General features: G+C 59.4%; 14 protein-coding genes. 8 read left to right on the forward strand and 6 right to left on the reverse strand.

Annotated elements, in window-relative coordinates; all coding sequences use genetic code 11:
* Positions 1–91: 91 nt before the first annotated feature.
* Positions 92–865, forward strand: a complete 774-nt coding sequence (locus tag ROI90_RS19895; RefSeq protein ID WP_316000036.1) for a sulfite exporter TauE/SafE family protein — start codon at positions 92–94, stop codon at positions 863–865.
* 182 nt (positions 866–1,047) lie between these two features.
* Here ROI90_RS19895 and ROI90_RS19900 read toward each other — a convergent pair whose 3' ends face one another.
* Positions 1,048–1,536, reverse strand: a complete 489-nt coding sequence (locus ROI90_RS19900) for a hypothetical protein (RefSeq protein ID WP_316000037.1) — start codon at positions 1,534–1,536, stop codon at positions 1,048–1,050.
* Positions 1,537–1,758: 222 nt separating this feature from the next.
* On the opposite strand from ROI90_RS19900, the gene ROI90_RS19905 reads away from it, so the two are divergent.
* From ROI90_RS19905 to ROI90_RS19930, 6 genes are all read left to right on the forward strand, one after another.
* Complete coding sequence (locus ROI90_RS19905; protein WP_316000038.1) at positions 1,759–2,784, forward strand: SDR family NAD(P)-dependent oxidoreductase; 1,026 nt, start codon at positions 1,759–1,761, stop codon at positions 2,782–2,784.
* Positions 2,785–3,121: 337 nt separating this feature from the next.
* On the forward strand, positions 3,122–3,889 hold the full coding sequence (locus ROI90_RS19910; protein ID WP_316000039.1) for a prolipoprotein diacylglyceryl transferase: 768 nt from the start codon (positions 3,122–3,124) through the stop codon (positions 3,887–3,889).
* Positions 3,890–3,937: 48 nt separating this feature from the next.
* Positions 3,938–4,678, forward strand: a complete 741-nt coding sequence (locus ROI90_RS19915) for a hypothetical protein (protein ID WP_316000040.1) — start codon at positions 3,938–3,940, stop codon at positions 4,676–4,678.
* A gap of 62 nt (positions 4,679–4,740) precedes the next feature.
* Positions 4,741–6,141 (forward strand): radical SAM protein, encoded by a 1,401-nt coding sequence (locus ROI90_RS19920; protein ID WP_316000041.1) that lies wholly within the window; start codon positions 4,741–4,743, stop codon positions 6,139–6,141.
* 151 nt (positions 6,142–6,292) lie between these two features.
* The gene (locus ROI90_RS19925; protein ID WP_316000042.1) at positions 6,293–6,577 is read left to right on the forward strand and encodes a hypothetical protein; all 285 of its coding nucleotides are present in this window, start codon (positions 6,293–6,295) and stop codon (positions 6,575–6,577) included.
* Between the two features lie 11 nt (positions 6,578–6,588).
* Complete coding sequence (locus ROI90_RS19930) at positions 6,589–6,870, forward strand: hypothetical protein (protein WP_316000043.1); 282 nt, start codon at positions 6,589–6,591, stop codon at positions 6,868–6,870.
* A gap of 103 nt (positions 6,871–6,973) precedes the next feature.
* Here the strand turns inward: ROI90_RS19930 and ROI90_RS19935 are convergent, their stop codons facing one another.
* The 5 genes from ROI90_RS19935 to ROI90_RS19955 all read right to left on the reverse strand — a co-directional run bounded on the left by ROI90_RS19935 (position 6,974) and on the right by ROI90_RS19955 (position 12,615).
* Positions 6,974–7,474 (reverse strand): DUF5004 domain-containing protein, encoded by a 501-nt coding sequence (locus ROI90_RS19935; protein ID WP_316000044.1) that lies wholly within the window; start codon positions 7,472–7,474, stop codon positions 6,974–6,976.
* 316 nt (positions 7,475–7,790) lie between these two features.
* On the reverse strand, positions 7,791–8,609 hold the full coding sequence (mutM, locus tag ROI90_RS19940) for a DNA-formamidopyrimidine glycosylase (protein ID WP_316000045.1): 819 nt from the start codon (positions 8,607–8,609) through the stop codon (positions 7,791–7,793).
* A 137-nt stretch (positions 8,610–8,746) separates the two neighbouring features.
* Positions 8,747–9,637 carry a M48 family metalloprotease gene (locus ROI90_RS19945; protein WP_316000046.1) on the reverse strand — a complete coding sequence of 297 codons (891 nt, stop codon included), beginning with the start codon at positions 9,635–9,637 and terminating at the stop codon, positions 8,747–8,749.
* A gap of 571 nt (positions 9,638–10,208) precedes the next feature.
* On the reverse strand, positions 10,209–11,990 hold the full coding sequence (locus ROI90_RS19950) for an ABC transporter ATP-binding protein (protein WP_316000047.1): 1,782 nt from the start codon (positions 11,988–11,990) through the stop codon (positions 10,209–10,211).
* Positions 11,991–12,201: 211 nt separating this feature from the next.
* The gene (locus tag ROI90_RS19955; RefSeq protein ID WP_316000048.1) at positions 12,202–12,615 is read right to left on the reverse strand and encodes a winged helix-turn-helix transcriptional regulator; all 414 of its coding nucleotides are present in this window, start codon (positions 12,613–12,615) and stop codon (positions 12,202–12,204) included.
* Between the two features lie 79 nt (positions 12,616–12,694).
* Here ROI90_RS19955 and ROI90_RS19960 point away from each other — a divergent pair, with 79 nt between their 5' ends.
* Positions 12,695–13,540 carry an SDR family oxidoreductase gene (locus ROI90_RS19960; protein ID WP_316000049.1) on the forward strand — a complete coding sequence of 282 codons (846 nt, stop codon included), beginning with the start codon at positions 12,695–12,697 and terminating at the stop codon, positions 13,538–13,540.
* Positions 13,541–13,633 lie beyond the last annotated feature (93 nt).

The raw sequence follows: 13,633 nt of genomic DNA on the forward strand, positions 1-13,633 counted from the left end.
GCGCTCCGGCCTGCGTAAGAGAGAAATTACCCACAAACGCGGGCCGGGGCGCAGCTCCGGGGTACACGTTCTGCCGTACCTTCGCGGCCGTATGATTTCGACTTTGACGCTGGGTTTACTGTGCGGGGCGGCTTTTCTGGCCGGTTTGGTGGATGCCATTGTGGGCGGAGGCGGCCTGATTCAGCTGCCGGCCATGCTGTTGCTGCTGAAAGGCGTGCCCACTTCCACTATTCTCGGTACCGGCAAAGTGTCCTCCCTGCTGGGGACGGCGGCGGCGTTCCGGCGCTACGCCGGGCAGGTGCCCATTCAGTGGCGGGCGGTGGGGCCGGCGGCCGTGGTGGCGGGCGTATTCTCGTTTCTGGGGGCGCGGGTGGTGAGCCAGCTGCCCCAGGAGCTGCTGCCGAAACTGGTGCTGGGCCTGCTGGTAGTCATTGCCATCTATACCTTCTGGCGCAAGGATTTCGGCTCTTTACACGCCCCCAAGCTGCCGCCGCAGCGGGAACCACTGTATGGCGCGCTAGTGGGCGTGGTAATCGGGTTCTACGACGGATTTTTCGGGCCAGGTACGGGCTCGTTTCTGCTGTTTGCCTTCGTGGGCCTGTTCGGTTTCGACTTCATCACGTCCTCGGCCTCGGCTAAGCTGGTAAACATTGCCACCAACCTGGCCGCCCTGGCCTACTTCGCCTACACCGGCCAGATTCTGTGGGCCGTGGCTATTCCTATGGGTATCAGCAACATCGTAGGCTCCACGCTGGGCGCGCACCTGGCCCTGCGCCACGGCACCGGCTTCGTGCGCGGCTTGTTTCTGGTAGTCGTTTCGGCCTTTATCCTGAAGCTGGGCTGGCAGATGGTGAGTGGGGAGTAAAGTTTAGGGTAGGAGGGTGTGAGGGTAGGCGTTCGAGAGGTGGCATCCTGAGCTTGTGAAGGAACGCATAACGTTTGAACGACAACTGGTAGTGTGATTCGTGTCAGCGGAATAAGGTCCTTCGCAAGCTCAGGATGCCACCTCTCGAACGCCTACCCTCACACCCTCCTACCCTTACACCCTTACTCGCCGCCGGGCAGGCCGGGAACGGCATTGCCTTGCACGCCCTGGGAGCTGGGGACGCCCATTTTCTCCTCACGCTTGCGCTGGTACTTATCGAACTGGGCGGGGGTGAGGGTTTCCTTGAGCATTTCCAGGCGCGACTGGCCGATGTCATCCACCACGCCGGCCATTTTGCGCACGTTGCGGGCGTATTTCTGCCGGGCCGACTCCACGCCCCGCACACTCACCAGGTTGATCTGGCGCACCTTTTCCAGCTGCTGCGGCGTCAGGCCCAGGGCTTTCTGCATGTTGTCGGTGAGGGCGTTGGCGCGGGTGGCAATCTGCTGCTCATTTAGGGCCGGGGCTGCCGGAGCCGTTGGGCGGACTTGAGTGGCGGCTGAACTGGCGGCCGGTTTGGTAGCCGGTCGGGGGTGGGAAGCGGTGGTTTGGGCCAGGGCGGCCGAAGTGCCGGAAATGGTAAGCAGAGCGGCCAGCAGAAGAGTTTTCATGTAATCCGGAGTAATAGGGGAGCAGCCGGCAGGAAGCGCCGTTTTGGTTTTGGTGCAGTAAAGATGATGCCAGTTTTGCAAACCGGACTGCCAGAACGCCGCAACGGGCCGAGGTATTCCATTTCAGGCGGAAAAATATTCGGGCACCTGCATACACGGCGTAACCTTTCCCCGCTGGTTCGCTTACAACGGGTGTCCACTGTCTCCCCAACCCTCTCGCGTATGAAACCCGATACCCGCAACTCTCTGCTGGTGGCCGCTGCCAGCGCCATCGGCCTGCTGGCCGCCACGCTCTACGCCAACCGCCGGGGCGACTACGACCTGCGCGGGCGGGTGGTGCTCATCACGGGCGGCTCGCGGGGGCTGGGCCTGATTCTGGCCCGGCAGGCGGTGGCTGAGGGTGCCCGCGTGGCCATTTGCGCCCGCGACGCCGACGAGCTGGAGCGGGCCCGGCAGGAGTTGGCCGCCGCTGGGGCCGACGTGCTGGCCCTGGCCCGCGACCTGTCGGAACCCACCGAGGTACGCACCTTGGTAACGGAAGTAGAGCAGCATTTAGGGCCGGTGGACGTGCTCATCAACAACGCCGGCCTCATTAGCGTCGGGGCCCTCGACCACATGGAAGTGCGCGACTACGAGGATTCGCTGAAAGTGCATTTCTGGGCCCCGCTGCACGCCATGCAGGCGGTACTGCCCGCTATGCGCCGCCGGGGCGAGGGACGCATCGTGAATATTGCCTCCGTGGGCGGCAAGGTGGCGGTGCCGCATCTGGTGCCGTACAGCGCCGGCAAGTTTGCGCTGGTGGGCCTCTCAGAAGGCTTCCGGGCCGAGCTGCTGCAATATGGCATCCAGGTAACCACCGTGTGCCCCGGCCTGATGCGCACCGGCAGCCCCCGCAACGCTACGCTGAAAGGCCAGCACGAAAAGGAGTACGCCTGGTTCAGCATTGCCGACTCCCTGCCCGCCATTTCGATGGATGCCGAGCGGGCGGGCCGCGAAATCTGGAACGCCTGCCGCCGCGGCGACGCCGAGGTGATTCTGGGGTTGCCGGCCAAGCTGCTTTCCCTCTTCCACGGCCTGCTGCCCGGCACCACCGCCGACCTGCTCAGCTGGGCCAACCGCAGCCTGCCCGGCCCCGCCGATGTCGTCGGTAACGAGCGACGCTTCGGCTACGAGGCCGAATCGGAAGCGACTAAATCGTGGCTCACCACCCTCACCCGCAAAGCCGAAGCTGAGAACAACGAGCGGTAGGGGTGTTGCTGGTTGTGAGTTGTCGGTACAATACAGAACGTCATGCTGAGCGAAGCGGAGCATAGTCGAAGCATCTCGCGTGCTGATGTTGCCAAAGTAACCGGCCGTAGCCGCTCCATAGCCCAGAGTTTAAACCCTGGGCTATGGAGCGCCCGAACAAAGCAGTAGGGCGGTCCGGTCCGGCGGCTGGAAGCCGTCGGGCCGGTTGAAGGCCGCACTGTGAGAACAGCAACGTCGCAACGTCAGCACGCAACAACCGGCCCGACGGCTTCCAGCCGCCGGACCGGGGGCAGCTTCCCCGAAGCCGCTATATTGCCGCCAACAACCGGCAACCGACTTGACCTATCCCGTTCACCTTTCTCTGGGGCCGCTGGTGCTGCCGGTGCATCTGCTGCTGGAGGTGCTGGCGTATTCCGGCGGCTACCGGCTCTACCAGCACCTGCGCCGCCGCACCCTCGACCCGATTTCGGAAGAAAACCGCCTCTGGATATTCGTGGGCTGCGCGGCCGGGGCGCTGCTGGGGTCCAGGGTGCTGGGGCTGCTGGAGCACCCGGAGCTACTGGCGAATCCGCCCGGCGGCTGGCTGTACTACTTCACCAACAAAACCATCGTGGGCGGCCTGCTGGGCGGTTTGGTAGGCGTGGAGCTGACCAAGAAGCGCCTCGGCGTCACCACTTCCAGCGGTGATTTGATGGTGTACCCCGTCCTCCTGGGCATGAGCATCGGGCGGCTGGGCTGCCACTTCTCGGGCCTTGAGGATGGCACCTTCGGTACGGCTTCCACGCTGCCCTGGGCCATCAACTTCGGCGACGGCGTGCCGCGCCACCCCACCAACCTCTACGAAATCCTGTGGCTGCTGCTAGTGGGGGCGGTGCTCTGGCTGCGGGAGCGGCGCGGGCCACTGCCCAATGGCTGGCGATTCCGGTTTTTTATGGTAGGTTACCTGCTGTTCCGCCTGCTGGTGGAGTTCCTCAAACCCACGCCCGCCCCGGCCGGCTGGGGCCTCACCGCCATCCAATGGGCTTGCGTGGCGGGGCTGGGGTATTACGCGTGGCTGTTTGGGCGGGAAATGATAGTCAGAAAGCAGAGACTCTATATCGGGTAAATAGACTATAAAATGGCTAGGAAATTAGCGCTGCTACTTTGTCTCTATTTGCTTGGTCTGAATAATGTATTTGGCCAAATAGGTGAATTAATGTATGATAGTGTGCCTAAGTATAATATAGATACAGTTTCTGTTTTTTATGATTATAATAAACATATGTTTTTTAGCTACGATGTTAGTACAAAATATACGGCGTTGAAATATGGATTCATTCATAGATATGAAGGCCGGGTACCTTGGTTAGGATACCGCGCCGTACATCTTGACCGATTGAACCGACGTTGGAGCAAACAAATGCAAGAACGCAATGGCATTAATTGGACAACTGCTTACTATAAGGATTTGAAAGCATGTCGGGACACTGCCGTATTTCAGGAGTTTGTACACGAGTTGCCGGATACTACATTTAATCGAATAAAAAATTTTATTTGTAAAGAGCAGCTACTCAAAATATCTCCACTTCATTTTTTGAGCTACTTAAGTACAACAGCTGTACATTATGGTAGTCCTGGTGAGCTTTTGGAAATGCGTCGGAATGTCAAGTTCCTTGTTGAAAAGAAAGATAATTGGGTTAAAAAATCTGATGTAGCGGTACTGATGCGCTACATCTATGCCAACGAAAATCATGGTGGTAGTATCGCAATACGTCGCGCTTGTCTGTGCCCTGATACGGTACTACGCGGCCAGCCTACTACTGTCGGATTGGAAGCATACAAGCTTATTGCTTTATTCCGCGGCTACGATTACCCTACTAGCTTCACAAATATTAGCCGAGCTGAAGTAGACTAATTATTTCAGTGGTGGATAGAGGAGCGGAAACGGCCTTAAGCTTTCTTTTAACAATTTTCCCCATGCCCGAACGTCCCTATACCTACTACGACTTCACCCTGAGTCTGTGTCCACATTGCCTGCGGCGGGTGGAAGCCAAGATTGTGTTTGAAGATGGGGGCGTGTACATGCTCAAGCGCTGCCCCGAGCACGGCCGGCAGCGCGTACTCATTGCCACCGACGTGGAGTACTACAAGAGCATCCGCAACTACGTGAAGCCCAGCGAAACGCCCCGCCGCTTCAACACCTCCACCCACTACGGCTGCCCCTACGACTGCGGCCTTTGCACCGACCACGAGCAGCACAGCTGCCTCACCGTCATCGAAATAACGGACCGCTGCAACCTCACCTGCCCCACTTGCTACGCCGAAAGCAGCCCTTTGCACGGCCGGCACCGCACCCTGGCCGAGGTGGAAGCCATGGTAGATGTGCTGGTGGAAAACGAAGGCGAGCCCGACGTAGTACAGATTTCGGGCGGGGAGCCCACGCTGCACCCGCAGTTCTGGGAAATTCTGGATATGTGCAAGCGCAAGCCCATCAAGCACCTGATGGTGAACACCAACGGCGTGCGCTTGGCCAAGGACGAGGAGTTTGTGGCCCGGCTGGCTACCTACGCCGGGGCCTTCGAGGTGTATTTGCAGTTCGATTCGTTCCGGAAAGAGGTGCTGGAGAGTCTGCGCGGGCGTGATTTGCGCGAAGTGCGGATGCAGGCCCTGGAGCACCTCAACAAATACAACCTCAGCACCACGCTGGTCGTCACGTTGCAAAAGGGCCTCAACGACGACGAAATGGGCGAAATCATCGACTTCGCCCTGAAGCAGAAGTGCGTGCGCGGCGTCACGTTTCAGCCCACCCAGGCTGCCGGCCGCCTCGAGCATTTCGACCCCGCTACTGACCGGCTCAGCCTCACCGAGGTGCGCCAGGGCATCATCGACCAGAGCCCGGTATTCACGGCCGAGGACCTGCTGCCCGTGCCCTGCAACCCCGATGCCCTAGCCATGGCCTACGCCCTCAAGCTCGATGAGGAGGTATTCCCGCTGACCCGCTACGTGGACCCCGCCGACCTGCTGCAGAGCGGGGGCAATACCATTGTGTACGAGCGGGACCCGCGCCTGCGCCAACACCTGCTCAAGCTGTTCAGCACCGCCAACACCGTGGATACCGTGCTGCCCGAAATGAACCAGCTGCTGTGCTGCCTCCCGCAGGTGCAGGCTCCCAACCTGGGCTACGACAACCTGTTCCGCATCATCATTCTGCAGTTCATGGATGCCTGGAATTTCGACGTGCGCGCCATCAAAAAATCTTGCGTCCACATCGTGAGCAAGGACCTCAAAATCATCCCCTTCGAAACCATGAATATGCTCTACCGCGACGAGGAGAAACTGGCCCGCCTGCAGGTACTGCGCGATATTCCGGTATTGTAGTACGCCGTGCCCCGGTCCGGCGGCTGCAAGCCGTCGGGCCGGTCAACGTCAGCTGACAACCGAACGACGACGCAACAACATCAGCTTACGTCAACCGGCCCGACGGCTTGCAGCCGCCGGACCGGCCCCGGTTCGTAAAACTGCTACCTTAATGGAACCAGCCCCCGCACCCAAGCACTACATCGGCCGCATCCTGCTTATCAACTTGGGCGTGGTGCTAGTGCTGCACATCGGACGGCAGCTGCTCACCGGCGGCGACGAAGGGATTTTTGTGCTGCTTTTTGGTATGGCTTTCGTGAACATCGTGCTCTTTATCGGGTGCCTGTTCAGCGGCCGGGGCAAAACCAGTATTGGCTTTTTACTGGCGGCGCTGCTGGTGTTCGTCATTGGCTTCGGCGACTGTGCCACGCATCTGAAGCTGGGAAACATGCACTAACTTCCTGTATTATGTCGGAGCCAACACCCACTTCCCGCATTCTGCGCAACAACCTGCTGGCCGTGCTGGGCGCGGCCGTGCTGCTGGGCCTGCTGGCCAAGCCCACCGATGGAACTACTGTGGTGCTGTTCGTGGTGGTGTACCTGGGGCTGGCGGTGGTGAATGTTGTGCTGGGGTTTGTACACTGGAAGCAGGGCTCCGCCGCTTATTTTCTGAGCGCGCTGCTGGTATTTCTGATTGGTTTTGGCTCCTGCGCGGCCATGTTTATGCTGGGCGGACTGGGCAAAATCTGAGCTGTCCGGTCTGAGCCCACGGCCATAAACGCAACACGGCCCCGCTGGTGCCAGCGGGGCCGTGTTGCAAAATGTGAACGGTGGTCGGGAACCAGGGAGACGCTTAGCGCGCGAATACGGAGGTGTAAGTGGTGGTGCCCTGGGCACTGGCCTGCGTGAGCTTCACGCGCAGGGTAGTGGTGCTTAGCTCCTCCACAAAAAAGTGGCGGGTTACGTTGGGCTGAGTTATGGTGAGCGAGTCGCCGGTGAGTTTCCAGGAGCCGGTGAGCTGCTGAGGGGCCTCGGCATAGGCTTTTTCGGCGGCCTCATCCAGCACGTAGGTGCCGTCGGCCTTAAAGGTGTGCAGATTGTCGCGCTGGGCGGCTTTCATGCGGGGTAATATATCGACGGCCGGCGTGGCAGAGGCACCAGGGGTAGCACTCGCCAGCGTAAGGCTGGCGAGGTGCCAGGGACCAGCAGCCAGCAGTTCCGGATTCGATTGGGCATTTGCAGCGGCGGCTGCCACTTCCTGGGCGGGGTCTTTAATCTCCTCAATCTCTTTCTCGCACGAGGCAAACACGAGGGTGCTTGCCAACAAGCTCAGGAATACGGGCAGTTTCTTCATGAAAACGGGTTTTGGTGAATGTGCAACAACACGCTTTTCGGCGTAGTACAATTGCGGCATGGGCCTCACAGTTAATCGTCCAACTTCTCCACTACTGCAGCTGTCTTGAACTGCCGCTATGCAAATTTAAGCAATTATAAATCGTACTGGTTCAGGTGGTTGTGAAATTTGGTCGATTTTTCCAATGAAGTATCTGAGAAGTGCTATAATGAGTGCATTTTCTTGATATTGTGGCAGTTAAATACCGGAAAAGCAAAATACCCCGGTCTTGCTGCCAGACCGGGGTATATAGAAGGTGAATTGTATTAAAGAATGGTTAACCTCTTGGCTGACAGACAGGGCAGGTGTAGGTGGCCCGGCCGCCAACGTAGGTTTTTTCTATTTCGGTGCCGGGGTGTACCGGGCAGAAGCGGTGCTTATCGGTGCCGGGCGTAGCGGAATCATCCCATTCGCGGGCATGAATCAGGAAGCTGGCCGGGAAATTCCGGTAGTTGGCCTCGTGCTGAATGGCCGTGCGCAACACCAGCTGAATGGCCGAGTGCAGCCGCTTGATTTCGGTTTCGGTGAGCGTACCGGCCACGCGCTCCGGGTGAATTTTCGCCTGAAACAGCACCTCATCCACAATCCAGTTGCCCAGGCCGGCCGTCAGGCGCTGATCAAGCAGGAGTGGTTTAAGGAGGGTTTTACGGCGGCCTAGTGCCGCCCCCAACTGCTCGGTGGTAATATCCAGCGCATCGGGACCCAGCTTTTTAGCTTCTTGGTATGCGCCCACGCTCTCAGCCAGCCGGATACGCCCAAACTTGCGCGGGTCCACAAAGGCGATGCGCAGGCCGGAGCCCAAGTGCAGGGCCACGCGGGTAAAACGTGGGGCATCGGCCTCGTCGCGGTAGGCACCCACGTCACCGGTCATACCAAAGTGCAGCACCAGTACCCGGCCGTCGTCCAGGTGTAGAAAGCAGTTTTTGCCCAAGCGGCTGGTCTGCACAACCGTGCGGCCCACTAGCGCCGCCCGAAGTACAGCTTCATCGGCGGCTAATACGTGGGCATCTTTTACTTCGAAAACGGTAATAGTTTCCTCGATAACAAGCTCATCCAGGAAGCGGCGGTACGTTTCAACTTCGGGTAATTCGGGCATTGGCAGAAGTAAGCAGCAGCGGAGAATACTACCTCCCAACGGCCGAGCCACGGTGCAGGTTGAGGACCACGCAAAACAAACCGGCCGGCCCCTGAAAAAGAGGCCGGCCGACGAAAAAGGAAAACTGCCGGGGAATACTACGAGGGGTCGGAAAGCAAGGCTACCTGCCGGCCGCTGGTATCAAAAATGCTGCCGCTGCGGCTAACGTATAAGCGGCGCTGACGGCCATCAACCAGCACGTAAGGGTAAGTAGGGCTTTCCGAGCGGGTAAGGCGGCCCACCACTTCCGCCGTGCGGTCATCGTGGTCGAGGCGCACTACGCTGAGGGCGTTGGTGACGTAGTAATCCTCACCGGGGTTGTCACGGAAGGTAATTTTACCCAGCACGCTCACGGGAGAAGACGTGGTAGCGGCCACCGTGCGAACGGGGGCCGTGGCCCGGTTGGCCAGCACCGCCGGCGTTGCCGAAGGGGCTGATACCCGGTTGCTGGCTATAATCTGCTGGTTGGCGCGCAGCCAACCGTCGCTGATGGCAGTGAGGCGGGTGCGGCGGCCCGGGTGGGTGGGAGACGCCTCGTCATCGGACACTACGGCCATACCGGCCTGTGCCTGGGCCATGCTGGCCCCCATTTTCCGCAGCACAAACCCCGAAAACTCGTCAGCTTCCAATTCGTCGGCGGGGTTGGAGCCACCGGGGCGTAGGGTGTGGCCGTTGAGGTGGTGCCCCATTTCGTGGGCCAAGATGCTGATACCGGCCCAGTCGGTGTGACCGGCACGGTTTACAGCGGCCACAAACTGCGGGTTGTAGAGCAGGAACCGTTGGCCATCATAGACTACCGCCGCAGCATTCTGAACCTGAGAGGTAGCACGCAACTGGAAGCGGGGTTTCAGGCCCACCACTTCCGTTATTTCGCGCAGAATATCACGCTGGCCCGAGGAAGATGACTGGGCCTGGCTGCTATTAGCAATACAAAACCACCCGGCAAGCACCAAGCCTGCAAAGCGGCGGAAAAAGCGAAGGTGGGTCATGGAAAAGTGCTTTTTATGAAACAATGTATTTGCAATTACCTTGCCGAAAAACATATTGATCAGCTCCAAGAAAAACTCTCTCAAAAAACGATTTCTACTATCCAGAGAACTTATAGCCAGTGCTTGCCGGGCAACGCGGGTTTGGATGAAGTAGCCGTAGGTAGGGTGTGCTTATAAGAAAAACACAATCGGTTGTCGAAGGGTTCCGCTCTAGCCGGTTTCCAAAGCTGCAGCGTAGAACACCGCTGTAATCTTTGGCATGAACCCAGAATACGGCCGGCTGCTCAGGCATTGAACGCGCTACGCTTAAGGAAAGTATGCAGGGTGCATCTTCCCCTAAAAAAGCGCCGCCGACCTGGCCCACATAAGAGGGTCAGGTCGGCGTACCTGGTGCTGGAGCTGAAAAGCTGCTTACTATTCTGAATTGCAGGAAGCAGTAAAGAAAGTACGTTTTGGTGCTACTGAAGCGCCTGATTGCGCTTCCTGCTTAAATGGCACCACCCCGGCAGTGCAGCCGCTGCCAGGCAGGGTTACGCCCTGGCAGGACTTGGCTGGCTTGTCCGGGCAAAGTCTATTTCACTAGTTCGGCTTTCACTATCTCCCGCTCCCCAATCTGCTGGCGCCACATGGCGTAGTAGAGGCCGCGCTGTGCCAGCAGCTCCTCGTGGCGGCCGGCTTCGGCCACGTGGCCGCGCTCCAGCACAAAAATGCGGTCGGCGTGCAGGATGGTGCTGAGGCGGTGGGCAATGAGGATGGTGATGTGCTGGCGGGAGCCGGAAAGCTGCCGGACCGTCTGGCTGATTTCCTCCTCCGTGAGCGAGTCCAGGGCCGATGTGGCCTCATCAAACACCAGCAGGGTAGGGTGGCGCAACAGGGCCCGGGCAATGCTCAGGCGCTGCTTTTCCCCGCCCGAAACCTTCACGCCGCCTTCCCCAATGACCGTATCGAGGCCCAGGGGAGCACGAGCCAGCAGCGTGTCGGCGGCGGCTTGGTGCAGGGCGCGCAGGCACTGCTCATCGGTGGCTTGCGGGGCCACGAAGCGCAGGTTTTCCCGGATGGTGCCCGCAAACAACTGGGTGTCCTGGGTTACGAAACCGATTTGCTCCCGCAGGGTATCCAGATCCAGCTCGGGGCCGGGAATGCCATTGTAGAGGATGCGGCCCTGGGCCGGCGGGTACAGGCCCACCAACAGCTTCACCAGCGTGGTTTTGCCCGAGCCCGAAGGCCCCACAAAGGCAATGGTTTCACCGAGCTTGGTCTGAAAGCTGATGCCGGCCAGGGCCGGGGCGCTGGCCGTCAGGTGCTGGAAATGCACCTCGTCGAAGGCCAGCGTCTCAATCTTGTCGATGCGCTTGGGGTGGGCGGGCTTTACTTCCTTGGGCGTATCCAGAATCTGCTGGTAGTTGGCCAGGGAAGCCTCCGTTTCGCGGTACACGTTGATGATGGTGCCCATTTCCTGCAGGGGCCCGAAGATGGCAAACGAGTAAATGAAGAAGGAGAAAAACTCGCCCACGGTAATCAGGCGCTGCACCACCAGAAACAGCAGCATCATGAGAATGACGTTGCGCATCAGGTTCACGAAGGTGCCCTGCACAAAGGACAAGGAGCGGAGGTAGCGCACCTTTTTCAGCTCCAGCTTCAGGATTTTGCCGGTAGTGGCATTCAGGCGCGTGGTTTCCTGCTGGGCCAAGCCCAGGCTCTTGATCAGCTCAATGTTGCGGAGACTCTCGGTGGTAGAACCGGCCAGAGCCGTGGTTTCGGCCACAATGGTTTTCTGGATTACCTTGATTCGCTTGCTCAGAAACAGGCTCAGCGTGCCCAGCAGCGGAATGGTCAGGAAGTACACCACCGCAATGGGCCAGTACACGCTCACGGCGTACCAGGTCACGAAAATGATGCCCACCAGGGAAATAAACAGGATGTTTACGAAGCTCTGAATTAGCTTTTCCACATCGGTACGCACCTTTTGGAGCTTGCCCAGGGTTTCGCCCGAGCGTTGGTCTTCAAACACCTGGTAGGGCAGCTCCAGGGAATGGCGCAGCCCATCGGAATACAGCTGGGCGCCCAGCCGCTGGGTAATTACGTTGGTGTAGTAGTCCTGGAAGTTTTTGGCAATCCGGGACACCATGGCCACGCCCAGGGCTTGCAGAATTAGCAGGCCAGCCCCGCCGGTGATAAACTGCCAGAAGGTGGGGTGCTGGGCCTTGCGCACGGCCGGCGTCACAAACTGGTCAATAATCTTGCGCAGAATGTAGGGGTCGAGCAGGGAGAATACCTGGTTGACGGCGGCCAGTAGCAGCGCCAGCGCCAGCAGGCCCCAATAATGGCGCAGGTAGCTGTACAGTAGTTTCATCGGAAGTGAGAGGGGAGAATGAACACAAGCCGCAAAACCACCAGAAGGTTTTCAGCGGGCATTGAGAGTCTACTTCTTTCTCCGAAACCGAGCGGAACCACACTGCCGCACCGGGCGTCCTGGCAGCGCATCATCACCGGAGCTGCGCGACTTCCGGTATTTAGTTCCTGCCAGGCGCAAACAGCCCAACCGGACACGTAAGGCAGTGGAATTACTGACCGGCGGCGGATTTGTTCCAGTGCTGCACAATGGCCGGGACGCTGCCCTCAATCCAATCGGCCAAGTCGCGCACTTTGCGAGCGGCCTGCTGGCCCAGGGGCGTGAGGCTGTACTCCACGTGCGGGGGCACCACCTCATAGGCCCGGCGGTTAACCAGACCGTCGGCTTCCAGCCACTGCAGGGTTTGGGCCAGCATCCGCTCACTCACGCCCCCAATCAGGCGACGCAGCTCACTAAAGCGGCGGGTTTCACCCTCCAGTACCAACAGAACCAGCACACCCCAGCGGCTGGTAATGTGCTTCATAATGGCCCGCGAGGGGCAAGCTGCCGACAATAAATCCCCGCGCCGCATCTTTTCCGAAAGGGTAGCCGCCTCCTGAGCCGGAGCTACTTCAACTTTTTTCATACTTACCTTTTTGTACGTACTTACTTTGCGTAAGTATACTACATACTTTTGCGCCGTTCCTCATCTAACCCCCGAAATCATGAGAATTGCCATTACCGGAGCCACCGGCCAACTGGGCCGCCTGGTTATTGAAAAGCTGAAAACCCAGGTGCCCGCCGACCAGTTGGTGGCCCTGGTGCGCAACCCCGCCAAAGCCACCGACCTGGGCGTGGAAGCCCGCGAAGCCGATTACGCCCAACCGGCTACCCTTGGCGCGGCCTTGGCCGGCGTGGATAAGCTGCTGCTCATTTCTTCCAGCGAAGTAGGCCAGCGGGCCACCCAGCACCACAACGTCATCGAAGCCGCCAAACAAGCGGGCGTTAAGCACATCATCTATACCAGCGTGCTGCACGCCGATACTTCACCGCTGAGCCTGGCCGAGGAGCACCGCGCCACGGAAGCCGAGTTGAAGGCCTCGGGCGTGGCGTACACGCTGCTGCGCAACGGCTGGTACACCGAAAACTACACGGGCTCGGTACCCGGCGCCGTAGCGGGCGGCGCGTTTATCGGCAGCGCCCGTAACGGCCGAATCTCCTCCGCCACCCGCGCCGACTTTGCCGACGCGGCCGTGGCCGTACTGACCGGTGAAGGCCACGAAGGCAAGACCTACGAGCTGGCCGGCGACAACTCCTACACGCTGACGGAACTAGCCGCCGAAATTTCGCGCCAGACCGGCAAAGACATTCCCTACCGCGACCTGCCCGTAGCCGACTACGCCGCTGCACTGGCTGGGTTCGGGGTGCCCGAAGGTTTTGCGCACGGCCTGGCCAGCTGGGATGCTGACGCCGCCGAAGGAGCTTTATTTGATGAGAGCCGCCAGCTTTCCAAGCTGATTGGCCGGCCTACCACGCCTTTGGCTACGGCCGTAGCCGCGGCGCTCAAGTAGTTCGTGTACCTGCCTTCTAAGCTGTTCTAAGAAATTGGATAACTCCATTTAGGCCATCGTGCTGAACGCAGCCGAAGCATCTCTGCCGCTTCG

The organism is Hymenobacter endophyticus, assembly GCF_032464715.1.
Lineage (GTDB): Bacteria > Bacteroidota > Bacteroidia > Cytophagales > Hymenobacteraceae > Hymenobacter > Hymenobacter endophyticus.

Coding starts and splice junctions, on each gene's coding strand:
- ROI90_RS19905 (WP_316000038.1), top strand. CDS start 1,759: ATGAAACCCGATACCCGCAACTCTCTGCTGGTGGCCGCTGCCAGCGCC.
- ROI90_RS19925 (WP_316000042.1), top strand. CDS start 6,293: ATGGAACCAGCCCCCGCACCCAAGCACTACATCGGCCGCATCCTGCTT.
- ROI90_RS19955 (WP_316000048.1), bottom strand. CDS start 12,615: ATGAAAAAAGTTGAAGTAGCTCCGGCTCAGGAGGCGGCTACCCTTTCG.
- ROI90_RS19945 (WP_316000046.1), bottom strand. CDS start 9,637: ATGACCCACCTTCGCTTTTTCCGCCGCTTTGCAGGCTTGGTGCTTGCC.
- mutM (WP_316000045.1), bottom strand. CDS start 8,609: ATGCCCGAATTACCCGAAGTTGAAACGTACCGCCGCTTCCTGGATGAG.
- ROI90_RS19960 (WP_316000049.1), top strand. CDS start 12,695: ATGAGAATTGCCATTACCGGAGCCACCGGCCAACTGGGCCGCCTGGTT.
- ROI90_RS19900 (WP_316000037.1), bottom strand. CDS start 1,536: ATGAAAACTCTTCTGCTGGCCGCTCTGCTTACCATTTCCGGCACTTCG.
- ROI90_RS19895 (WP_316000036.1), top strand. CDS start 92: ATGATTTCGACTTTGACGCTGGGTTTACTGTGCGGGGCGGCTTTTCTG.
- ROI90_RS19950 (WP_316000047.1), bottom strand. CDS start 11,990: ATGAAACTACTGTACAGCTACCTGCGCCATTATTGGGGCCTGCTGGCG.
- ROI90_RS19920 (WP_316000041.1), top strand. CDS start 4,741: ATGCCCGAACGTCCCTATACCTACTACGACTTCACCCTGAGTCTGTGT.
- ROI90_RS19930 (WP_316000043.1), top strand. CDS start 6,589: ATGTCGGAGCCAACACCCACTTCCCGCATTCTGCGCAACAACCTGCTG.
- ROI90_RS19935 (WP_316000044.1), bottom strand. CDS start 7,474: ATGAAGAAACTGCCCGTATTCCTGAGCTTGTTGGCAAGCACCCTCGTG.